Genomic DNA, 19980 nt, shown 5'->3' on the forward strand with positions numbered 1-19980 from the left:
GGGAGAGAGATGGCCGAAAGCGGAAGCCCCGGGGGCGAAACCCTTCTGTTTCTGACCGACGAGCAACTGCGCAAGGGAATCGAGGCGATGTTCTTCGCCTATCGCGCCTTTACCGCGGATCCCGACCGGCTTCTCGAGGAACACGGCTATGGCCGCGCTCATCACCGGGCGCTGCACTTCATCAACCGCCAGCCGGGCCTGACCGTGACCACGCTGCTCGCGGTGCTCGGCGTGACCAAGCAATCGCTCAACCGAGTGCTGCGCACCCTGATCGAGGACGGGCTCGTCGAAAGCCGGGTCGGCAAACGCGACAAGCGCGAACGCCGGCTGCATCTCACCGAAGAGGGCGAGGCGCTGGAGCGGGCGCTCTCGGAGGCCCAGCGTGGTCGGATGCGCGCCGCCTATCGCGCGGCGGGGCCGCAGGCGGTGGCCGGCTTCCGGCAGGTTCTCGAGGCAATGATGGGGCCGGACCTGCACAAGCTCTACCAGATGATGAAAGACGAGTGATGCCCTACTCTGCCGATCCTCACCTGCTCATAATCGATGACGACGAGCGCATCCGCACGCTGCTGAAAAGCTTCTTGCAGCGTAACGGCTTTCTGGTGACGGCCGCGCGCGATGCCACGCACGCGCGAGCGCTTCTGGCGGGGCTCGAGTTCAGCCTGATCGTGATGGATGTGATGATGCCCGGCGAGGACGGCCTGAGCCTGACGCGCGACCTGCGCAGGACGATCGCGACACCGATCCTGCTGCTGACCGCGCGCGGCGAGACCCGCGACCGGATCGAGGGGCTCGAGGCGGGCGCGGATGACTACCTGCCCAAGCCTTTCGAGCCCAAGGAACTCTTGCTGCGGATCAACGCGATCCTGCGCCGCGTGCCGCAAGAGGCCGAGACGGGGCCGAAATTCCTCTCGCTGGGCCCGCTGAAATACGATCAGGACCGGGGCGAGCTCTGGGACGGCGAAACCCCGGTGAAATTGACCGCGACCGAGGTCCAGCTGATGAAAATCTTCGCCTCCCATGCCGGAGAGGTCGTCAGCCGAACCGCATTGATCGAAGAGCTCGGGCGCGAACGCACGGCGAGCGAGGATGGCGCGGGCGGCGACCGCGCGGTCGACGTGCAGATCACCCGCCTGCGCCGCAAGATCGAGCGCGATCCACGCGAGCCGCGCTACCTTCAGACCGTACGCGGGCTGGGCTATATGCTTGCGCCGGACTGAGTTTTCGGCAGCGCCCCGCCAAAGATGTGAAATCGCTGTATGATTTCACAAGATTGATTCGTTTTGTCGCAGAGCGCAAAGGTCGCAGACCGGACCGCTCAAGGCAGTTGGTGCTCGCAGTCGCCTATTCACTCGAATGACCCGGCGTGACGTGTTGCAAGAGCGTCATTTACCTTGGTTGAGCCGACGTTGAGACCGAATGACTTCTGGACTGACAAATTCGTGATTGCTATGAGAGCGGCCATGTTGGGCGGCACTTCGCACGTGCCCCGGCACGTCACTATCGGCCCATCCCACGGGCCCGGGAAGGAGAGACAACGTGTCCCACGCAGATAATAACGCAGGCTCCCGGAGGGATTTCCTCTACTACGCCACCGCCGGCACCGGCGCGGTCGTCACCGGGGCGGCCGTTTGGCCGCTGGTGAACCAGATGAACGCCTCTGCCGACGTCAAGGCGCTCTCGTCGATCTTTGTGGACGTTTCGGGCGTCGAGACCGGCACCCAGCTCACGGTGAAATGGCGCGGCAAGCCCGTCTTCATCCGCCGCCGGACCGAAGAAGAGATCAACATGGCGCGTGAAGTCCCGCTCGACGAGCTGACGGACCGTTCCGCCGAGAACGCCAACAAACCGGGCGCGGACGCCTCCGACGAGAACCGCGCGCTCGACGAGGCGGGCGAGTGGCTGGTGATGATCGGCGTGTGCACCCACCTGGGCTGCGTGCCGATCGGCAATGGCTCGGGCGACTACCATGGCTGGTTCTGCCCCTGCCACGGCTCGCATTACGACACTGCCGGGCGGATCCGCAAAGGTCCCGCACCGCGCAACCTCGATATCCCGGTGGCGCAGTTCACCGACGAAACCACGATCCTGCTGGGCTGAGGAGGCACTGAGATGTCGGGCATTCCCCACGACCATTACAAGCCCAAGACGGGCGCCGAGAAATGGGTGCATTCGCGCCTTCCGATCATCGGGCTGATCTATGACACGATCATGATCCCCACCCCCAAGAACCTGAACTGGTGGTGGATCTGGGGTATCGTGCTGGCTTTCTGCCTGGTGCTGCAAATCGTCACCGGCATCGTCCTGGTGATGCATTACACCCCGCATGTTGACCTGGCCTTCGCCTCGGTCGAGCACATCATGCGTGACGTGAATGGCGGCTACGCGCTGCGTTACATCCACGCGAACGGCGCCTCGCTGTTCTTCCTCGCCGTCTATATCCACATCTTCCGCGGCCTGTATTACGGCTCCTACAAGGCGCCCCGCGAGATCACCTGGATCGTCGGCATGATCATCTACCTGTGCATGATGGGCACGGCGTTCATGGGCTACGTGCTGCCCTGGGGCCAGATGTCCTTCTGGGGCGCGACCGTGATCACCGGCCTGTTCGGCGCGATCCCGGGCATCGGTCCGGACATCCAGGCCTGGCTGCTCGGCGGCCCGGCGGTGGACAACGCGACGCTGAACCGCTTCTTCTCGCTGCACTACCTGCTGCCCTTCGTGATCGCCGCGCTGGTCGTGGTCCACATCTGGGCCTTCCACACCACAGGCAACAACAACCCGACCGGCGTTGACGTCCGCAAGGGCTCGAAGGCGGAAGCCGAGAAAGACACCCTGCCCTTCTGGCCCTACTTCGTGATCAAGGACCTGTTCGCGCTGGCCGTCGTGCTGCTGATCTTCGCCGCGGTCGTGGGCTTCATGCCGAACTATCTCGGCCACCCCGATAACTACATCGAGGCGAACCCGCTGGCGACGCCTGCGCATATCGTGCCCGAATGGTACTTCCTGCCCTTCTACGCGATCCTGCGCGCCTTCACCGCCGATGTCTGGGTCGTGATGCTCGTGAACTGGATCACCTTCGGCATCGTCGACGCGAAGTTCTTCGGCGTGCTCGCGATGTTCGGTGCGATCATCGTGATGGCGCTGGCACCGTGGCTCGACACCTCCAAAGTGCGTTCGGGCGCCTATCGCCCGATGTTCAAATGGTGGTTCTGGCTGCTCGCGATCGACTTCGTGGTGCTGATGTGGGTGGGCGCGATGCCGACCGACGGGATCTACCCCTACATCTCGCTGATCGGCGCGACCTACTGGTTCGTCTACTTCCTGGTCATCCTGCCGCTGCTGGGCCTGATCGAGAAGCCGGCGCCGTTGCCCGCGACGATCGAAGAAGACTTCAATCATCACTACGACATCAAACCGGCCGAGTGAGTAAGGAAGAGGGACGCAAAATGAAAAATCTTCTGATCTCCGCCATTTCGGCACTGGCCATCGGCACCGGCTTCTTCGCCGGTCCCGCTCTGGCCGCGGGCGGTGGCGAAAGCCATGTCGAGAATATCGACTTCTCTTTCGAGGGCCCCTTCGGAACCTTCGACCAGCAGCAGCTGCGTCGCGGCTTCCAGGTCTACCGGGAGGTCTGCTCGGCCTGCCACGGCATGAAGTTCGTGCCCTTCCGCACGCTGGCCGATGAAGGCGGCCCGATGATGGACCCGGCTTGGGTTCGTGCCTACGCCGCCGAGTTCGACATGGTCGACAAGGAAACCGGCGAGGACCGTCCCGGCAAGGAAACCGACCACTTCCCGAAAGTGACCGGCGAGGGCATGGGCCCGGACCTGTCGCTGATGGCGAAGGCGCGGGCGGGCTTCCACGGCCCCTACGGCCTCGGCCTCAACCAGCTCTTCCGCGGCATGGGCGGCCCCGAGTACATCTTCTCGATCCTGACCGGCTATACCGGCGAGGAAAAGGAAGAGGCGGGCTCGATCTTCTACGGAAACCACACCTTCGCGGGTGGCTGGATCGCGATGCCGCCTCCGCTTTCGGAAGACCTCATCGAGTATGAGGACGGCACCCCCGCGACCGTCGAGCAGATGGCGCAGGACGTCGCGGCCTTCCTGATGTGGACCGCGGAACCCAAGCTCGAGGCGCGCAAGCGCTGGGGCTTCGTGGCCGTGATCATGCTCGTGCTGCTCAGCTCGCTTCTCTACCTGACGAACAAGAAGCTCTGGGCCCCGCACAAGGGCAAACATGTCGATCTGTGATCGCTGCTAAATCGAGATGAGAGACGCCCCCTCGGACACGAGGGGGCGTTTTTCGTTGGAATACTGCAGGTCGCCGCCGCCCCGCCACGCGATCCGCACCACGAACGGTTGCCAAGCAAGGGGCAGCGCCTTACCTCACAGGGGACAACGTCAGGAGAGACAATGCCCGAGCTGCCCGACTTCCCCCACGCCTCGCCCGCCGCCCGCGCGCCACGGCTCTGCGTGCTGATCGACGCTGACAACGTGCCTGCCTCCTACGCCGAGGCGATCTTCGAGGAGATCGCCTCGCTGGGCGAGGCCTCGGTACGCCGGATCTATGGCGACTGGTCGGCGCAGCGCCTGGCGGGTTGGGCAAAGCGCGTGGCCGAGCTCGGCCTGGTCGCGGACCAGCAATTCGCCAATACCAAGGGCAAGAACGCCTCCGATATCGGCCTCGTCATCGCGGCGATGGATTTCCTGCATTCCGGCCTCTTCGACGGGTTCGTGCTGGTCTCCTCCGACAGCGATTTCACCCGGCTCGCCGCGCGCATCCGCGAGCAGGGTCTCGATGTCTACGGCATCGGCGAGCAGAAAACCCCCGAGGCCTTCCGCAAGGCCTGCAAACGCTTCATCTATGTCGAGAACCTCGGCAATGGCGAGACGCCCGGCCCCAGCGCGAAACCCAGCCCCGGTAAAGGCAGCGCACCGAAATCCACCGGCGGCAAGCAGGAGCCGAAAGAGGCGATCCCGATCATCACCAACGCGATGAAGGCGATCGGCCTGGAAGAGGAATGGTATTCGCTCGGCCAGCTCGGCCAGTTCATCACCCAGGCGAACCCGGATTTCGACACCCGCACCTATGGCAGCGCGAAACTCTCGGACCTGCTGATCAAGACGGGTCGGTTCCAGCTCCAGCGCGGCGAAGGCAATCAGTGGATGGTGCGCGACCTGGCCTGACCAGCCCCGCGCGCCGTCAGCCTTTCGTGCCGTAGCGCGCGAGGAACATCTCGACCGCGCCCTTGATCACGCGCTCCTTGTCGAGAGAGGAACAAGAGCCCATCCCGAAAAGCAGCTTGGCATGCAGCTCGGCCTTGCACAGCTCTGCGAAAAGATGCGCCGCAAGATCGAGATCGTCGATCTCCAGCTCCCCCCGTGCGACCGCCTGCTCGAGATAGGCGCAGATCTTGTCATGCACGAGCTGCGGGCCCGAGGCATAAAAGGCCCGGCCCAGATCGGGGAAGCGTTCGACCTCGGCCACGCAGAGCCGGTAGATCCCCTGCCCCAGATCGGAGGCCATGAAATCGATGATCTGCTCGGCCGCCAGAGGCAGCACCACTTCGGGCGGCTGGCTGAAATCGATCGTCTCGCTCGCCTGCTCGGCCTGACGCTGGCACTCGGTTCGCGCCACCTCGAGAAACATCAGCCGCTTGTCGGGGAAATAGCTGTAGAGCGTGGCCTTGGAGACGCCCGCCTCCTTCGCGATATCGTCGACCGAGGCACCGTCAAAACCGTCGCGCAGGAAGATCTCGCGCGCGCCTTCAAGCACCTGATCGAATTTGCGTCCGCGATGGATCTGATCTGCGTCGGCCATTCACCTCTCCACTCCCGGGCGAAGCGGCCCGGACCTTCAGAATAAACCGTCCCGTTCAGTCCCTGCAAGGCGGCGCAACGTCACGTCATGCCTGCCATGCATCAGACCGGCGGGAGGTGGCGCTTTTCGCGCCTTCGAATTGGCAGAAATATCCCGGGGTGAGGCGCGCAAGCGCCGAGGGGCAGCGCCCCTCTCCCTTTACCCGATCGTGCCGCGAATCCCGCCCGTCTGGGCGCGGTCCATCAAGAACTGATCGAGGATCACGCAGGCCATCATCGCCTCGGCCACCGGCACCGCGCGGATACCGACACAAGGGTCGTGGCGGCCCTTGGTGATCACTTCCACCTCTTCGCCCGCGACATTGACCGAGCGGCGGGGCGTCAGGATCGACGAGGTCGGCTTGACCGCGAAGCGCACGAGGATCGGCTGGCCGGTCGTGATCCCTCCGAGGATGCCGCCGGCGTGGTTCGACAGATATTCCACCCCGTTCGGCCCCATCACCATCTCGTCGGCATTGTCGACGCCGGTCAGCGCCGCTGCCGCCATCCCCTCGCCGATCTCGACACCTTTCACCGCGTTGATCGACATCATCGCCGCGGCGAGTTCGGTATCCATCTTCGCATAGATCGGCGCGCCGAGACCCGCCGGGCAGCCTTCCGCCACAACCTCGATCGCGGCGCCCACCGAGTTCTGCCCCTTGCGGATCGCGGCGAGGTAATCGGCCCATTCGTCGACCGCCTCGGCATCGGGAATGAAGAAGGGGTTTTGCAGGATCTGGCTGCGGTCGAAGCGCGCGCGGTTTATATGCTTCGCACCCATCTGGACCATGTAGCCGTAGATCTTCAGATTAGGGACCAGCTGGCGCAGCACCGCGTGCGCCACACCGCCAGCGGCAACACGGGCCGCCGTCTCGCGGGCGCTCGAGCGCCCGCCGCCGCGATAATCGCGCACACCGTATTTCTGGTGGTAGGTGATGTCTGCATGACCGGGGCGGAACTGCCGCGCGATCTCGCCGTAATCCTTAGACCGCTGGTCGGTATTCTCGATCATCAGCTGGATCGTGGTGCCTGTCGTCTTGCCCTCGAACACGCCCGAGAGGATGCGCACCGCATCGGGCTCCTTGCGCTGGGTCGTCTCCTTCGACTGGCCCGGACGGCGGCGGTCGAGGAATTGCTGGATGAACCCCTCGTCGATCTCGATCCCCGGAGGGCAACCATCCACCGTCGCGCCCAGAGCGGGCCCGTGGCTTTCGCCCCAGGTGGTGACGCGAAACAGGTGACCAAATGTGTTGAAGGACATGGGCGCGGCCTCGATCGGGTATGTTTGGCGTCTGCTTTAGCAACCGGGGCGTGGCGAGGCAACGCGGATGGTGGTGCGCAACATAGGAAAGGCGCGCCACGAGGCGCCGCCGCGGAGCGCTTGGCGAATGCCCTCTCACCACTCTATCGCACCATGACCTGCGCCGGCGCCCTCGCCTTCATACTTGCACCGCCCTGCGCCTGCCCTTAGGTTGCGCCTCACCTCGGGGTGCCGGCGCAAGGCTGGCTGAGATGCGATCTTCGCGAACCCGTTGAACCTGAACCGGTTAAGACCGGCGGAGGGAAGGTAGCCGGATCCCCCGGCCCCACTCCGCCCGGCAAGCCCAAGGAGTGAGGCATGAAAACCCACCTGATGCTTGCGGGAGCCCTGAGCCTGATCGCCACGATGGCGGCGGCCGAGGACAAGCCCGTGCTCACCGTCTACGCGCCCGACTACTTCACGAGCGAATGGGGCCCCGGCCCCGCGATCGAGAAGGGGTTCGAGGCGATCTGCGACTGCGATCTGAAATTCGTGGCAGGCGATGTGCTGCCGCGCATCCTGCTCGAAGGCGACAAGACCCAAGCCGATATCGCGATTGGTCTCAATACCGACGTGACCGCCAAGGCGCGCGCCACCGGCCTCTTTGCACCGCATAACGAGGATACTTCCGATCTGACCATGCCGGTCAAATGGGACGATCCGATCTTCCTGCCCTTCGACTGGTCCGAGCTCGCTTTCATCTATGACAAGACGAAGCTGCAAAACCCGCCCAAAAGCTTCGAGGAACTGCTCGACGCTCCGAAAGACGCCTACAAGATCGTCATCGAGGATCCGCGCAGCTCGATCGCGGGCCTGTCGCTGCTGCTCTGGGTGAAGGATATCTACGGCGACAAGGCCGAGGCTGCCTGGGAAAAGATGGCCCCCAAGGTGCTGACCGTGACGCCGGGCTGGTCCGAAGCCTACGGGATGTTCACCGATGGCGAAGCGGACATGGTTATGAGCTACGTCACCTCGCCCGCCTATCACATCATGGCGGAAGAAGATGACAGCAAGGTCGCGGCGATCTTCCCCGAGGGGCATTACTTCTCCCCCGAACTGGTCGCGCAGCTCAAGACCTCGAAGCACCCGGAGCTGGCGCAGAAATTCCTCGATTACGTGCTGAGCCCCGATTTTCAGGGCATGATCGCGACGGCCAACTGGTCCTTCCCGGCGAAGCTGCCGCATGCCCAGCTGCCCGAGGTCTTCCAGACCCTGCCGATGCCCGACAAGACGCTCTATCTGGGCGAGGACGAGGCTGAGAAACTGCGCGGACCGGCGCTGGAAGAATGGCAGCGCGCCTTCGCGAAATAACGCCTGCGGCCCTGGCGAGCGCGGCTCTGGTCGCGCTCGTTCTGGGCACGCTGGCGGCGGTGGCGATCCGAGCAGGCGGGCTGACCGGGCTGCGCGCAACCGATCTCGCCGCGATCCGCTTCACGCTTTGGCAGGCGGCGCTTTCGGCGCTGATCTCCTGCGTGCTCGCGATCCCGGTCGCGCGCGCGCTTCACCGCCGCCGCTTTCCCGGGCGCGGGGCGCTGATCTCGCTGCTTGGCGCACCCTTCATCCTGCCGGTGATCGTCGCCGTCTTCGGCCTGATCGCGGTTTTCGGGCGGCGCGGGCTGGTCAACGCCATGCTTGCGCCTCTGGGGATCGAGCCGATCACGATCTACGGGGCGCAGGGGGTGATCATCGCCCATGTCTTCTTCAACCTGCCGCTGGCGACGCGGATGATCCTACATGGCTGGCAGGCGATCCCTGCCGAGCGCTTCCGCCTTGCCGCGACGCTTGGCTTCGGCCCGTCCGAGGTCACCCGCCATCTCGAACGCCCGATGTTGCGCTCTGTCCTGCCCGGCGCGTTCCTCGCGATCTTCCTCGTCTGCCTGACCTCTTTCGCGGTGGCACTGACCCTTGGCGGCGGCCCGCGCGCCACCACGGTGGAGCTTGCGATCTATCAGGCCTTCCGCTTCGATTTCGACATGGGCCGCGCCGCGAGCCTCGCGCTGGTGCAGGTCGCGATCTCGGTCACGGCGCTGCTGATCGCGGCGCGCGTAACGATGCCCGCGAGCTTCGGCGCGGGCCATGACCGCACAACGCGACCCATCCCGCAACTCGCAGGTGGTGCGGGGCGCACCTCCCTCGACGCGCTCGCGATCGTGCTCGCCGCCGCCTTCCTGCTCGCCCCGATCGGCGCGGTCTTCGCGCGTGGTCTGCCCGCCCTGCCCGAGCTGCCCGCGATGATCTGGCCCGCGACGCTGACCTCACTTGTGATCGCGCTCGCCTCCACCCTCGTCACGCTCATCATCGCCCTGCCGCTGGCGCTGGCCGCCACCCGCCACCGCTGGGCCGAGATCGCGGCGATGCTGCCGATGACGGCCTCGGCGCTGGTGATGGGCACGGGCGCGTTTCTCATTGCGCGGCCCTTCATCAACCCCACGAGCCTCGCCCTGCCGATGGTACTGCTGACGAATGCCGCGCTGTCGATCCCCTTTGCGACCCGCATCCTGATGCCCGAGATCCGCACGCTGCAATCCGACTACGACCGGCTCGCCGCCTCGCTGGGGATGCGCGGGATCGCGCGGCTGCGCCTGCTGACGCTGCCGCGTCTCGCCCGGCCTCTGGGTTTCTCGGCAGGGCTCGCGGCGGCGTTTTCGATGGGTGATCTCGGCGTCATCACGCTTTTCTCCGATGGCCAGACCCGCACGTTGCCGCTGGCGCTGTTCCAGCTGATGGGCTCCTATCGGATGGATCAGGCGGCGGGCGCGGCGACGCTCTTGCTGTCACTTACATTCGCGCTCTTCTGGGCGCTCGACCGCGCAGGACATCATGCTGACTCTCGATAAACTGGCCATCGAACAGGGCGACTTCCGCCTGAGCGCCGATCTTGAGATCGAAACCGGCGCGAGCGTCGCCGTGATCGGCCCGTCGGGCGCGGGCAAATCGACGCTGCTTTCGGTGATCGCCGGATTTCTTGCGCCGAGTGCGGGACGGGTGCTCTGGGACAGTGCAGAGATCACCGGCACTGCGCCGGGAGAACGCCCGCTGTCGATCCTGTTTCAGGATCAGAACCTCTTTCCGCATCTGACGCTTGAAACGAACCTCGCCCTCGGCCTGAACCCGAAAGGCAAAATCGACCGCGCGGCACGCGCGCAGATCGAGGGAGCCCTTGCCCGCGTCGGATTGGAAGGGTTGGGCAAGCGCAAGCCGGGGCAGATCTCGGGGGGACAGCAAAGCCGGGCGGGCCTTGCGCGCGCTCTGCTGCGGGCGCGACCGATGCTGCTGCTCGACGAACCTTTCGCCGCCCTCGGTCCCGCGCTGAAGACGGAGATGCTTGCGCTGGTGGCCGAGATCGCGCGCGAACAGGGAACGACCGTTCTGATGGTCAGTCACGATCCCGAGGACGCGCGCGTGCTCTGCCCGCAAACCGTTCTCGTGGCCGAAGGCAAGGCGCATCCGCCGCAGGACACGACCGCGCTGCTGGCCGATCCGCCGCCAGTGCTGAGAGAATATCTGGGCGAAGGGGCGCGGCCGCGCGATTAGGTCTTGCGGACCCGGATCACCACATCGACGCGGGTGATTTCTGCGCCTTCGGGAGGCTTGGGCACCGAGAGAAGTTTGAGTTCCTCGGCAGGCGCGTCCGACAGGCGGTTGTCATCTTCCCAGAAGAAATGCGGGTGATCGTCCATCCGGGTGTCGAAATAGCTCCGCGATGCATCCACGGCGATCTCATACATCAGCCCCGCCTCGCAAAAGGCCTTGAGGGTGTTGTAGACGGTCGCGAGGGAAACTTTCTCGCCGCGCTCAAGTGCGGAGGCATAAAGGCTCTCGGCAGTGACGTGACGGTTGTTGCCATCGCCCACGAGAAGCGTCGCCAGCGCAAGACGCTGACGGGTCGGGCGCAGCCCGCCCTTGGCGAGCCATTCCTGCCCGCGACGCTGTTCTGTCGAGCTTTTCACAGCCATGTTGGCCCTCCTCGTCATCTTATATGCGACTTTTCGCCTCGGGTTTCAATGGAACCGTTCGGATGCGCCCGCGCCGTTACCCTTGCGCCGCTCAGCCGCGCGGTGATAGAGGGTTTTCAAAAGCACGCCAAAACCGGGAAGGAGCGCCAATGGCAGGGTTTCCGACGAGCTTCGGGAAAGAGGATCTTCTGAAATGCGCACGCGGGGAGCTGTTCGGCCCCGGCAACGCGCAGCTTCCGGCTCCTCCGATGCTGATGATGGATCGCATCACCGAGATCTCGGGCGATGGCGGTCTGCACGGCAAGGGCCATGTGGTCGCCGAGTTCGATATCACCCCCGACCTGTGGTTCTTCGAGTGCCATTTCCCCGGCAACCCGATCATGCCCGGCTGTCTCGGCCTCGATGGCCTGTGGCAGCTCACCGGGTTCAACCTAGGCTGGCGTGGCTGGCAGGGCCGCGGCTATGCGCTCGGCGTGGGCGAAGTGAAGCTCACCGGCATGGTCCGTCCCGATCGTAAAATGCTGACTTACAAGGTCGATTTCACCAAGGCCGTGCAGACCCGCCGGCTGACCATGGGCGTCGCCGACGGGATCGTCGAGGCCGATGGCGAAGTGATCTACCAGGTCAAGGACATGAAGGTCGCTCTCTCCGAGAGCTGACCCCCATTCGAGACAAAGACAGGAGGCCAGCCATGCGCCGCGTCGTCATCACCGGGTTGGGCATCGTCTCGCCCATCGGCAACAATGCCAAAGAAGTCACCGCCAGTCTGAAGGCCGGCAAGTCCGGCATCGTCTTCGCCGAGGACTACGCCGAACGCGGGTTCCGCAGCCAGGTCAAGGGCCAGCCGCAGATCACGCTCGAGGACCATATAGATAAGCGCAACCTGCGCTTCATGGGCCCCGGCGCCGCTTATAACTTCATCGCGATGGAGCAGGCGCTGGCCGATAGCGGCCTGGAAGACGGCGACATCTCGAACCCCCGCACCGGCCTCATCATGGGCTCGGGCGGTCCGTCGACCTCGAACTTCTTCGAAGCGCACCGCATCGTCATGGAGAAGGGCTCGCCCAAGCGCATGGGGCCGTTCATGGTCACGCGCTGCATGAGCTCGACCAACTCGGCCTGCCTCGCGACGCCGTTCAAGATCAAGGGCGTGAACTACTCGATCACCTCGGCCTGCTCGACCTCGGCGCATTGCATCGGCAACGCCGCCGAACTGATCCAGATGGGCAAGCAGGACATCATCTTCGCCGGTGGCGGCGAAGAGCTCGACTGGACGCTGAGCTGCCTCTTCGACGCGATGGGCGCGATGTCGTCCAAGTATAACGACACCCCCGAGACCGCCTCGCGCGCCTTCGACGCGACCCGCGACGGCTTTGTCATCGCGGGCGGCGGCGGCGTTGTCGTGCTCGAAGAGCTCGAGCACGCCAAGGCGCGTGGCGCGAAGATCTACGCCGAAGTCACCGGCTACGGCGCGACCTCGGACGGCTATGACATGGTGGCCCCCTCGGGCGAGGGTGGCGAACGTTCGATGAAGCTCGCCGTCTCGACGCTGCCCGAAGGCCGCAAGATCTCCTATATCAACGCGCATGGCACCTCGACGGTGGCAGGCGACGTGACAGAGATCGAGGCCGTACGCCGCGTCTTCGGCGAAGGCAACGTTCCGAAGATCTCGTCCACCAAGTCGCTGACCGGCCACTCGCTCGGCGCGACCGGCGTGCATGAGGCGATCTATTCGCTGCTGATGATGGAGAACAACTTCATCGCGGCTTCGGCCAACATCACCGAGCTCGACCCGGCGATCAAACCGGAAGAGATCGCCATGCAGCGCATCGACGATATCGAGCTCGACTCGGTCCTGTCGAACAGCTTCGGCTTCGGCGGCACCAATGCGTCGCTCGTGATGAGCAAATATCGCGACTAACGGCAAGAAACGGCGGCAGGGACGGGAATGGCGGAACTGATGAAGGGTAAGCGCGGCCTCGTGATGGGCGTCGCCAACGAACGTTCGATTGCCTGGGGCATCGCGAAGGCGCTGGCCGACGAGGGCGCGGAGCTTGCATTCTCCTATCAGGGCGAGGCCTTCGGCAAGCGGGTCGAACCGCTCGCCGAGAGCGTCGGGTCGACCCTGCTGCTCGATGTGGACGTGAATGACGACGCCTCCATGGATGCCGCCTTCGCCAAGCTGAAGGCGGAATGGGGCTCGATCGACTTCGTGATCCATGCAATCGCCTATTCCGACAAGAACGAGCTTGCGGGCCGCTTCATCAACACCACCCGCGACAACTTCAAGAACTCGCTGACGATCTCGTGCTACAGCTTCATCGACGTGGCCAAGCGCGCGTCCGAGCTGATGACCGAAGGCGGCTCAATGATCACGCTGACCTATATGGGTTCGCAGCGCGTGACGCCGTTCTACAACGTGATGGGCGTGGCCAAGGCCGCGCTGGAATCGGCGGTGCGCTACCTCGCGGCCGATCTCGGCCCCGATGGCATTCGCGTGAACGCGATCTCGCCCGGTCCGATGAAAACGCTCGCGGGCGCGGCCATCGGCGGCGCGCGCAAGACCTTCCGCCACACCGAGGCCAACGCGCCCTTACGCCACAACGCGACGCTCGAGGCGATCGGCGGTACGGCTGTCTATCTGTGCTCTGACTATGGGGCCTGCACGAGCGGCGAAATCATCTCCGTCGACAGCGGCTATCACGTGCTGGGCATGCCTGCGGCCGAAAACCTGTAAGGGGCGGACCTCCAGCAGGGCGCGCGCCCTGCGGCTTCGCCGCGCATCGGGCGCGAGCGCATGCTTGAAGACACCTCTCTCTTTCGTCCGTCGATCCCCCACGCTAGGCTCGCCCAGATCCATCAGGGAGGCGCGCATGGCACTCGATTTCACCATCGGCATCATCGGCTCGGGCATGCTGGGCGCGGCCATCGCAGAGGCGCTGAGGCGGGCGAAGCCGCAGGCGCTGTTCGTGGCGAACCGCTCGGGCAAGGCGCCCGACATCCCCGGCTTTCCCGCTGAGAACGTGCTGACCGACCCGCAGGCTCTAGCGGATCGTTGCGATGTGGTGATCCTCTGCGTGCCGCCCGCCGCCGCGCGCGACCTGACGATAGACGCCCCGGACAAGCTGGTGATTTCGGTCATGGCGGGCGTGCCCCTGGCCGAACTCACCCGCATCTCGCGCAGCCCCCGCGTGATCCGCGCCATGTCCAGCCCCGCGGCGGCCCGTGCTCTCGCCTATTCCCCATGGATCGCAAGCGAAGCTGTCACTGACACGGACCGCACCCGCACGCGCGCCCTATTCGAGACCTGCGGGCAGACCGACGAGATCCACGACGAGGCCCAGATCGACCTCTTCACGGCGCTGATCGGCCCGGTTCCGGGCTTCGTCGCCGCCTGCGCGGCGGCCATGGCGCGCCATGCCGAAGCCGAGGGTGTGCCGCCCGAGGTGGCCGATCGGGCCGTGCGCCAGCTGTTTCGCGCGTCAGGGGCGATGATGGCCGAGGGGCCGCGCCCCGAGGCGCATGTGCAGGAGATGATCGATTATGCGGGCACCACCGCCGCAGGCCTCATCGCCTTGCAAGATGCCGGGTTCGACGGGCTGATTGCGAGGGGGCTAAAGGCGGCCACGAAAGCATCGCGCGAGATCTACTGACCCTTGCGGCGCGGCGCCCCTTCGCTAGGTTGGAGCCCGCGACGATTACGGGGAGGATCACCACCATGTCCATTCAGCTTTGCGTCTTCGATGCCTATGGCACGCTCTTCGATGTCGATGCCGCCGCACGCGAACTGGCGCTGGAAGAGCCGCGCCTGAGCGAGATCTGGCCGCGTCTCGCCGCTGACTGGCGGCGCAAGCAGCTCGAATACAGCTGGCTGCGCGAGGTGATGGGCGATTACGTCGATTTCTGGCAGCTCACCCGCGACGGGCTCGACTGGGCGATGGAGGCGCAGAGCCTCGACGATCCCGATCTGGCCGATCGTCTGATGGCGCTCTATCGCGAACTGCCCGCCTATCCCGAAGTCCCTGAAATGTTCGACGCTCTGCATCATCGCGGCATCGGGCGCGCGATCTTGTCGAATGGCGCGCCGGAGATGCTCGACGCGGCAGTGCATGCGGCGGGCGTGGGGCACCTGCTCGACGAGGTGATCTCGATTCACGCGCTCGGCCACTACAAGCCGCGCGGCACAGTCTATGAGCTGATTGCGCAGAAGATGGGTGTCGCACCCGAACAGACCTGTTTCGTGTCCTCGAACGGCTGGGACGCGGCCGGTGCGGCCAAGGCCGGGTTCCGGGTGCTCTGGGTCAACCGCGCGGGCTTGCCGGTGGATCGGCTGCCCTACAAACCCGCGGCCGTGCTCAAGGATCTGCGCGCCGTTCCCGATTGGGTGTGAGGCCCCTGCCCGCCCCGACGATGGCCCGGGCACATCCCGGGCCATGTCTTCATTCCTTCATCTGCCGCAATGCCTCGCGCAGCCGCATGGTTTGCGACTGGAACGCCTCTGCATCGGCATAATCCACGAAATCGCGATAACGCAGATGCGGGCCCTTCACCCGCCGCGAATGCTTGATCGGGCACCAGTATTGCTCGGTCCGCCCGGCGATCTCACGCACGTAACTCAGCAGCCCGTTGCAATAGCCGCAATAGATGCAGTTGAGCTTTTGCAGCCCGTTCAGATAGGCCAGATGCTGGCGGTCGATCGCGATGTGGCTGGACCGCTTCACCTTCGCGATCTTGTAGATCGGAAAACAGATCCCCTGATAGACCGTCACGAAGAGATCGAGCAGCGCGAAGGGCACGATCAGCGAATAGATCACCGGCGCGCTCAGAACCACCGTCGGCCGGGTGTATTTCAGGAATTGCCACAACCGCACCCGCGCCTTGCGATGGGCCTCGCGCACGTTTTGCTCGAACACCACCTTGTTGCGGTCGAGGTGAAACTGCATCGCCTCGCGCCGGCGATCCCATTCCTGCTCGATCTCATCCTCAAGCGCGTTGAGCCTGGCTTGCAATTTGTCGAGCGTTTCAGACATGGCGATCTCCTTCGCGAGCACTATGATCGCACGAAGAGCAGCAATCCAGAGGAGACGCGCAATGAAGTTCTTCACGGCAGATGACGGGGCGAAGCTGGCCTATCTCGACGAGGGAGAGGGTGTGCCGGTGCTCGCGCTGTCAGGTCTGACCCGCAATGTGCAGGATTTCGACTATGTCGCCCCGTATCTGGGCGGTGTGCGTTTCATCCGCATGGATTATCGCGGGCGCGGGCAAAGTGCATGGACGGGCGAGGCGAGCTATACCGTACCGCGTGAAGGGGCCGATGCGCTTCAATTGCTCGACCATCTGGGGGTTGAGAAAGTCGCGATCCTCGGCACATCGCGCGGTGGTCTCATCGGGATGTATCTCGCCGCGACCGCGAAGGACCGGTTGACGGGGCTGTGCCTGAACGATGTCGGTCCGGTGCTGGAGATGGACGGTCTGAACAAGATCTTCGACTATATCGGGCGCAACCCCGCGGCGAAGAACTATGCGGATATGGTGGCGAAGCTGCCTGCCGCGATGAAGGGGTTCGAGGGTGTGCCGGAAAGCCGCTGGATGGAGGAAGTCCGCCACCATTACCTCGAGACCGAAACAGGGCTGAAGATCAATTACGACCCGGAGCTGCGCGAGGCGTTCCTTGCCGCCTTCAAGGGCGGCGTGAGCGAGGCCTGGCCGCTCTTCGAAGCAGCCGAAGGCCTACCGCTCGCGCTGATCCACGGAGCGAATTCCGATCTGCTGAGCGACGCCGCCGCGCAGGAGATGCAGCGCCGCCGCCCCGATATGATCTATGCAAAGGTGCCCGGCCGCGCGCATATCCCCTTCCTCGACGAACCCGAGGCGCTTGCTGCGCTCAAAGCCTGGATCGCGAAGCTCGGCTGAAGGATGCGCGAGGGGCGGACGATTTTTCTGGCAAGCGTCATCACCCTTCTCACCGGGGCTTTCTGGGGGCTCTACTGGCTGCCCGTCCGGGCGCTCGATGCGCGAGGGCTGGCAGGCGCGTGGGGGACGGTGGGGGTCACGCTCGCGGCGCTTGTACTTCTCGGCCCCTTTGCCTGGCGGAGGAGGCACGAGATCGCGGTGACCTCGCCGGTGGCGCTGGCTTCGATCGCGCTGGGGGGCGGGGCCTTCGCGCTCTACTCCATCGGCTTCGTCTATGGGCGCGTGGCGCTGGTGATCCTGCTGTGGTTTCTCACCCCGGTCTGGTCGACGCTGATCGGCCGCTTCGTCATGGGCTGGCCGACGCCGCGCCTGAGGCTCTATGCGATCGCGCTCGGGCTGGCCGGGCTGGCGCTGATACTGGGCGCGGGGGGCGGGTTGCCGCTGCCGCGAGACTTAGGCGAATGGATGACACTGGCGGGCGGAGTACTCTGGTCGATCTCGACCACCGGCATCCGGGCGACTTCGCGACTTTCCCCCGCCCCTTCGGCCTTTGTCTTTTCGTTGGGGGCAGCACTGGCGAGCCTGATCCTCGCGCCGATCCTCGCGCCTCTGCCATCCGTGGTCGAGGCCTTACCCGCCACGCTCGCCCTCACGCTCGGGACCGGGGCGATCTGGTGGGGGCTGTCGCTCGCGGCACTGATGTGGGCGACGGTGCGGCTGGAGCCCGCGCGCGTCGGCATCCTTCTGATGACCGAGGTCGTGGTCGGGGCGATCTCTGCCGCGCTGCTCGCTCATGAGATGCTCTCGCCGATGGAACTGGCGGGCGGGCTTCTGGTGCTGGGCGCTGGCGTGCTGGAGCTGTGGCCGGTAAAGGGCACGAACGCCGAAAGCCGTCCCTGAGCCTCGTCAGGCTGTCGGGGTCAGCGTCGTTGCTTCGGAAATAACGCGCTCTGCCAAACCGACAATCGCCTCGGGCGCAAGACTGTCAGCCTCGATCAGCCGTTCCGTGTCGACATGGCGCGCGCGGTGCTTTTCATAACGCGGGTCGTAATGGTCGCGCATCAGCTCTCCGGCGAGCGCCGCATATTCCCCGGCGACGGCCTGCGCCTGCCACGCGGCGATCCGCTCGGCCGGCTGGAAAGGGCGCAGCTGGTCGATCACCGACAGGAGCCGCTCGGGATCGGCGGTGATATCGGCATAGGCGCGCGCGAGATAGGCGGCGCGTTCGGCCAGAGGCGCCTTGACCCGAATGCGTGGCGCATCCTTGATCGCGGCCCAGATTCCCTTGGGCAATTGCAGATCGCCGATCTTCGAGCTTTCCGCCTCCAGCAGCACCGGGCGCGACGGGTCAAGCGCCGCAATCTCCATCGCCAGCCGGGTCTCGAAATCCTTTTGGCTCGACTGTCCGCCCGCCATCGCGCCGAACAGCGAGCCGCGATGATTGGCGAGCCCTTCGAGGTCGATCACCTGTGCGCCCTGCGCCTTCGCCGCTTTCAGGATGTCGGTCTTCGCGCTGCCGGTATTGCCGTCGAGAACGACCACCGGGCAGGGCATCGGCGCATTGCCCGCCTCGACGACAAGCGCACGGAACGCCTTGTAGCCGCCTTCGACCAGCTCCACCCGCCAGCCGATCTGCTTGAGGATCGTCGCGAAACTCCCCGAGCGTTGCCCGCCGCGCCAGCAATAGACGAGTGGACGCCAGCCGCCCTCCTTGTCCGCGAGCGGCCCGCGCAGGTGCTTCGCCGCGTTCGCGGCCACGATCGCCGCCCCGATCTTGCGCGCATCGAACGGCGAGACCTGCTTGTAGATCGTGCCGACCTCGGCGCGCTCGGCATCGTCCATCACCGGCAGGTTGATCGCCCCGGGAATGTGATCCTCGGCGAATTCCGAAGGCGAGCGCACGTCGATGATCGTGTCGAAATCGAGCGCAGCGACCCCGGCCAGAGAGGTGAGTTGCATCAGTAGACGGTGACCTGCGTGCCTACGGGAACCGAGTTGAAGAGCTCGATCACATGGTCATTGACCATGCGGATGCAGCCGTTCGATACCGCATGGCCGATCGAGCTCGGCGCGGTCGTGCCGTGGATGCGGATCGCGGTGTCGCGGCCGTTCTGGTAGAGATACATCGCCCGCGCGCCCAACGGGTTCTTCGGACCACCCGGCATCCCGTCGGCATATTTCGCATAAGAGCCCGGATCGCGCTCGATCATCTCGGGCGTGGGCTTCCAGCTGGGCCATTCGACCTTGCGGCCGACGGTCGCGGTGCCGCGGAACGTCAGCTCGGCCTTGCCGACGGCCACGCCATAGCGCATCGCCTCGCCCGGTGCGACGATGTGGTAAAGGAAGAACTTGTCCGACAGCACGATGATCGAGCCCACCGGCAGATCAGGTTTCACACGCACCTTGGTCGGGTAATATTGCGAGCCGATCGGCCAGCGTTTCGCGGACTCGGCTTCGGGTTCGACCTCGAGGGCGAAAGCGGGCAGCCCCGCGAAAGGCAATGCGGCCAGCGACAGCACAAAGGCACGACGATCCATCGGCAGCTCCTCGTAAAAATGACTAAGGGCGAAGCTAGCAAAGCCGCTCCGCCCCCTCAAGCTTATGCGTCGCCCCCGCACGAATGCGGGACCAAGCGTTGCGCCTCTGCCTTACTTGTCGCCGAAGGCGCAGCCGGCCTTGATGCCGAACAGACCGAAGATCTTGGCAGCCGGGCAGAAGCCGGTGAAGGCCGATTGCAGCAGGTTCACACCGATGAAGGCGGTGAACCACAGCCAGTAGATGGAGACATAGACGGCCAGCGCGAGGCTGATCAGGATCATCACGCCGGCGAAGGCGAAGATGGCGCGGTCGAGATTCATGGGATCGCTCCGGGAAAAAAGAAGTTTGTCGTTGCGCGCTCCATACCATTCCCTCACAACAAATTCAATCCTGCGCATATGTCACGCGG

Annotated in this window: 23 protein-coding genes and 1 riboswitch; of the genes, 16 read left to right on the top strand and 7 right to left on the bottom strand. The window is 64.9% G+C overall.

The annotated features are described in order from the left end of the window. Positions 1 to 9: 9 nt before the first annotated feature. The 6 genes from BMG00_RS04620 to BMG00_RS04645 all read left to right on the top strand — a co-directional run bounded on the left by BMG00_RS04620 (position 10) and on the right by BMG00_RS04645 (position 5192). A complete protein-coding gene (locus tag BMG00_RS04620) occupies positions 10 to 507 on the top strand; it encodes a MarR family winged helix-turn-helix transcriptional regulator (RefSeq protein WP_078524884.1) in 498 nt (165 codons plus the stop codon). Then, a complete protein-coding gene (locus tag BMG00_RS04625) occupies positions 507 to 1220 on the top strand; it encodes a response regulator (RefSeq protein ID WP_078573514.1) in 714 nt (237 codons plus the stop codon). The genes BMG00_RS04620 and BMG00_RS04625 overlap by 1 nt, the downstream gene beginning before the upstream one ends. A gap of 319 nt (positions 1221 to 1539) precedes the next feature. Then, entirely contained in the window at positions 1540 to 2100 is a 561-nt protein-coding gene (gene petA / locus BMG00_RS04630; RefSeq protein ID WP_078524888.1) for a ubiquinol-cytochrome c reductase iron-sulfur subunit, read from the top strand. A 12-nt stretch (positions 2101 to 2112) separates the two neighbouring features. Beyond that, positions 2113 to 3429, top strand: a complete 1317-nt coding sequence (gene petB / locus BMG00_RS04635; RefSeq protein ID WP_078524890.1) for a cytochrome b — start codon at positions 2113 to 2115, stop codon at positions 3427 to 3429. Positions 3430 to 3449: 20 nt separating this feature from the next. Next, complete coding sequence (locus BMG00_RS04640) at positions 3450 to 4256, top strand: cytochrome c1 (protein WP_078524892.1); 807 nt, start codon at positions 3450 to 3452, stop codon at positions 4254 to 4256. 162 nt (positions 4257 to 4418) lie between these two features. Beyond that, positions 4419 to 5192 (top strand): NYN domain-containing protein, encoded by a 774-nt coding sequence (locus BMG00_RS04645; RefSeq protein ID WP_078524894.1) that lies wholly within the window; start codon positions 4419 to 4421, stop codon positions 5190 to 5192. A gap of 16 nt (positions 5193 to 5208) precedes the next feature. On the opposite strand, the gene BMG00_RS04650 is transcribed toward BMG00_RS04645, so the two are convergent. Further along, on the bottom strand, positions 5209 to 5826 hold the full coding sequence (locus tag BMG00_RS04650; protein ID WP_078524896.1) for a TetR/AcrR family transcriptional regulator: 618 nt from the start codon (positions 5824 to 5826) through the stop codon (positions 5209 to 5211). Positions 5827 to 6024: 198 nt separating this feature from the next. After that, complete coding sequence (aroC, locus tag BMG00_RS04655; RefSeq protein ID WP_078573515.1) at positions 6025 to 7125, bottom strand: chorismate synthase; 1101 nt, start codon at positions 7123 to 7125, stop codon at positions 6025 to 6027. 214 nt (positions 7126 to 7339) lie between these two features. Then, positions 7340 to 7446: riboswitch (TPP riboswitch) on the top strand. Positions 7447 to 7482: 36 nt separating this feature from the next. Here aroC and thiB point away from each other — a divergent pair. From thiB to BMG00_RS04670, 3 genes are read left to right on the top strand one after another with little or no spacing between them, the layout of a single operon-like run. Beyond that, positions 7483 to 8475, top strand: a complete 993-nt coding sequence (gene thiB / locus BMG00_RS04660; protein ID WP_078573516.1) for a thiamine ABC transporter substrate binding subunit — start codon at positions 7483 to 7485, stop codon at positions 8473 to 8475. Further along, positions 8451 to 10001 (top strand): thiamine/thiamine pyrophosphate ABC transporter permease ThiP, encoded by a 1551-nt coding sequence (locus BMG00_RS04665; protein ID WP_078524903.1) that lies wholly within the window; start codon positions 8451 to 8453, stop codon positions 9999 to 10001. Before thiB ends, BMG00_RS04665 begins: the two co-directional genes overlap by 25 nt. Beyond that, entirely contained in the window at positions 9985 to 10698 is a 714-nt protein-coding gene (locus BMG00_RS04670) for a thiamine ABC transporter ATP-binding protein (protein WP_078573517.1), read from the top strand. Before BMG00_RS04665 ends, BMG00_RS04670 begins: the two co-directional genes overlap by 17 nt. Here the strand turns inward: BMG00_RS04670 and irrA are convergent. Then, the gene (irrA, locus tag BMG00_RS04675) at positions 10695 to 11120 is read right to left on the bottom strand and encodes an iron response transcriptional regulator IrrA (RefSeq protein ID WP_210401907.1); all 426 of its coding nucleotides are present in this window, start codon (positions 11118 to 11120) and stop codon (positions 10695 to 10697) included. The two genes, BMG00_RS04670 and irrA, sit on opposite strands and share 4 nt — an antisense overlap. A gap of 149 nt (positions 11121 to 11269) precedes the next feature. Between irrA and fabA the strand changes: the two genes are divergently transcribed. The 5 genes from fabA to BMG00_RS04700 all read left to right on the top strand — a co-directional run bounded on the left by fabA (position 11270) and on the right by BMG00_RS04700 (position 15510). Next, positions 11270 to 11779: a bifunctional 3-hydroxydecanoyl-ACP dehydratase/trans-2-decenoyl-ACP isomerase gene (gene fabA / locus BMG00_RS04680; RefSeq protein WP_078524910.1), complete on the top strand. Its 510-nt coding sequence runs from the start codon at positions 11270 to 11272 to the stop codon at positions 11777 to 11779. 32 nt (positions 11780 to 11811) lie between these two features. Next, positions 11812 to 13041: a beta-ketoacyl-ACP synthase I gene (gene fabB, locus BMG00_RS04685; protein ID WP_078524912.1), complete on the top strand. Its 1230-nt coding sequence runs from the start codon at positions 11812 to 11814 to the stop codon at positions 13039 to 13041. Between the two features lie 27 nt (positions 13042 to 13068). Next, positions 13069 to 13857: an enoyl-ACP reductase FabI gene (locus BMG00_RS04690; protein WP_078573518.1), complete on the top strand. Its 789-nt coding sequence runs from the start codon at positions 13069 to 13071 to the stop codon at positions 13855 to 13857. A 136-nt stretch (positions 13858 to 13993) separates the two neighbouring features. Beyond that, positions 13994 to 14773 carry a pyrroline-5-carboxylate reductase family protein gene (locus tag BMG00_RS04695; protein WP_078573519.1) on the top strand — a complete coding sequence of 260 codons (780 nt, stop codon included), beginning with the start codon at positions 13994 to 13996 and terminating at the stop codon, positions 14771 to 14773. 65 nt (positions 14774 to 14838) lie between these two features. Continuing rightward, positions 14839 to 15510 carry a haloacid dehalogenase type II gene (locus BMG00_RS04700; protein WP_078573520.1) on the top strand — a complete coding sequence of 224 codons (672 nt, stop codon included), beginning with the start codon at positions 14839 to 14841 and terminating at the stop codon, positions 15508 to 15510. A gap of 49 nt (positions 15511 to 15559) precedes the next feature. On the opposite strand, the gene BMG00_RS04705 is transcribed toward BMG00_RS04700, so the two are convergent. Beyond that, on the bottom strand, positions 15560 to 16150 hold the full coding sequence (locus BMG00_RS04705; RefSeq protein ID WP_078573521.1) for a hypothetical protein: 591 nt from the start codon (positions 16148 to 16150) through the stop codon (positions 15560 to 15562). A 61-nt stretch (positions 16151 to 16211) separates the two neighbouring features. On the opposite strand from BMG00_RS04705, the gene BMG00_RS04710 reads away from it, so the two are divergent. Both BMG00_RS04710 and BMG00_RS04715 read left to right on the top strand, forming a co-directional pair. After that, the gene (locus BMG00_RS04710; protein WP_078573522.1) at positions 16212 to 17033 is read left to right on the top strand and encodes an alpha/beta fold hydrolase; all 822 of its coding nucleotides are present in this window, start codon (positions 16212 to 16214) and stop codon (positions 17031 to 17033) included. Positions 17034 to 17036: 3 nt separating this feature from the next. Then, positions 17037 to 17933, top strand: a complete 897-nt coding sequence (locus tag BMG00_RS04715; RefSeq protein ID WP_078573523.1) for a DMT family transporter — start codon at positions 17037 to 17039, stop codon at positions 17931 to 17933. A 6-nt stretch (positions 17934 to 17939) separates the two neighbouring features. Here BMG00_RS04715 and mnmH read toward each other — a convergent pair whose 3' ends face one another. The 3 genes from mnmH to BMG00_RS04730 form a co-directional block, all read right to left on the bottom strand. Beyond that, the gene (gene mnmH / locus BMG00_RS04720) at positions 17940 to 18992 is read right to left on the bottom strand and encodes a tRNA 2-selenouridine(34) synthase MnmH (protein ID WP_078573524.1); all 1053 of its coding nucleotides are present in this window, start codon (positions 18990 to 18992) and stop codon (positions 17940 to 17942) included. Further along, positions 18992 to 19570: a L,D-transpeptidase gene (locus tag BMG00_RS04725; protein WP_078524928.1), complete on the bottom strand. Its 579-nt coding sequence runs from the start codon at positions 19568 to 19570 to the stop codon at positions 18992 to 18994. The genes mnmH and BMG00_RS04725 overlap by 1 nt, the downstream gene beginning before the upstream one ends. A gap of 111 nt (positions 19571 to 19681) precedes the next feature. Further along, positions 19682 to 19891: a YgaP family membrane protein gene (locus tag BMG00_RS04730; protein ID WP_078524930.1), complete on the bottom strand. Its 210-nt coding sequence runs from the start codon at positions 19889 to 19891 to the stop codon at positions 19682 to 19684. Positions 19892 to 19980 lie beyond the last annotated feature (89 nt).

It is taken from the genome of Thioclava marina, assembly GCF_002020135.1.
Lineage (GTDB): Bacteria > Pseudomonadota > Alphaproteobacteria > Rhodobacterales > Rhodobacteraceae > Thioclava > Thioclava marina.

Excerpts from the sequence above, each read along its gene's own strand:
- BMG00_RS04620 (WP_078524884.1), top strand. The coding sequence starts at position 10 with ATGGCCGAAAGCGGAAGCCCCGGGGGCGAAACCCTTCTGTTTCTGACC.
- BMG00_RS04625 (WP_078573514.1), top strand. The coding sequence starts at position 507 with ATGCCCTACTCTGCCGATCCTCACCTGCTCATAATCGATGACGACGAG.
- petB (WP_078524890.1), top strand. The coding sequence starts at position 2,113 with ATGTCGGGCATTCCCCACGACCATTACAAGCCCAAGACGGGCGCCGAG.
- BMG00_RS04640 (WP_078524892.1), top strand. The coding sequence starts at position 3,450 with ATGAAAAATCTTCTGATCTCCGCCATTTCGGCACTGGCCATCGGCACC.
- BMG00_RS04645 (WP_078524894.1), top strand. The coding sequence starts at position 4,419 with ATGCCCGAGCTGCCCGACTTCCCCCACGCCTCGCCCGCCGCCCGCGCG.
- BMG00_RS04650 (WP_078524896.1), bottom strand. The coding sequence starts at position 5,826 with ATGGCCGACGCAGATCAGATCCATCGCGGACGCAAATTCGATCAGGTG.
- aroC (WP_078573515.1), bottom strand. The coding sequence starts at position 7,125 with ATGTCCTTCAACACATTTGGTCACCTGTTTCGCGTCACCACCTGGGGC.
- thiB (WP_078573516.1), top strand. The coding sequence starts at position 7,483 with ATGAAAACCCACCTGATGCTTGCGGGAGCCCTGAGCCTGATCGCCACG.
- BMG00_RS04665 (WP_078524903.1), top strand. The coding sequence starts at position 8,451 with ATGGCAGCGCGCCTTCGCGAAATAACGCCTGCGGCCCTGGCGAGCGCG.
- BMG00_RS04670 (WP_078573517.1), top strand. The coding sequence starts at position 9,985 with ATGCTGACTCTCGATAAACTGGCCATCGAACAGGGCGACTTCCGCCTG.
- irrA (WP_210401907.1), bottom strand. The coding sequence starts at position 11,120 with ATGGCTGTGAAAAGCTCGACAGAACAGCGTCGCGGGCAGGAATGGCTC.
- fabA (WP_078524910.1), top strand. The coding sequence starts at position 11,270 with ATGGCAGGGTTTCCGACGAGCTTCGGGAAAGAGGATCTTCTGAAATGC.
- fabB (WP_078524912.1), top strand. The coding sequence starts at position 11,812 with ATGCGCCGCGTCGTCATCACCGGGTTGGGCATCGTCTCGCCCATCGGC.
- BMG00_RS04690 (WP_078573518.1), top strand. The coding sequence starts at position 13,069 with ATGGCGGAACTGATGAAGGGTAAGCGCGGCCTCGTGATGGGCGTCGCC.
- BMG00_RS04695 (WP_078573519.1), top strand. The coding sequence starts at position 13,994 with ATGGCACTCGATTTCACCATCGGCATCATCGGCTCGGGCATGCTGGGC.
- BMG00_RS04700 (WP_078573520.1), top strand. The coding sequence starts at position 14,839 with ATGTCCATTCAGCTTTGCGTCTTCGATGCCTATGGCACGCTCTTCGAT.
- BMG00_RS04705 (WP_078573521.1), bottom strand. The coding sequence starts at position 16,150 with ATGTCTGAAACGCTCGACAAATTGCAAGCCAGGCTCAACGCGCTTGAG.
- BMG00_RS04710 (WP_078573522.1), top strand. The coding sequence starts at position 16,212 with ATGAAGTTCTTCACGGCAGATGACGGGGCGAAGCTGGCCTATCTCGAC.
- BMG00_RS04715 (WP_078573523.1), top strand. The coding sequence starts at position 17,037 with ATGCGCGAGGGGCGGACGATTTTTCTGGCAAGCGTCATCACCCTTCTC.
- mnmH (WP_078573524.1), bottom strand. The coding sequence starts at position 18,992 with ATGCAACTCACCTCTCTGGCCGGGGTCGCTGCGCTCGATTTCGACACG.
- BMG00_RS04725 (WP_078524928.1), bottom strand. The coding sequence starts at position 19,570 with ATGGATCGTCGTGCCTTTGTGCTGTCGCTGGCCGCATTGCCTTTCGCG.
- BMG00_RS04730 (WP_078524930.1), bottom strand. The coding sequence starts at position 19,891 with ATGAATCTCGACCGCGCCATCTTCGCCTTCGCCGGCGTGATGATCCTG.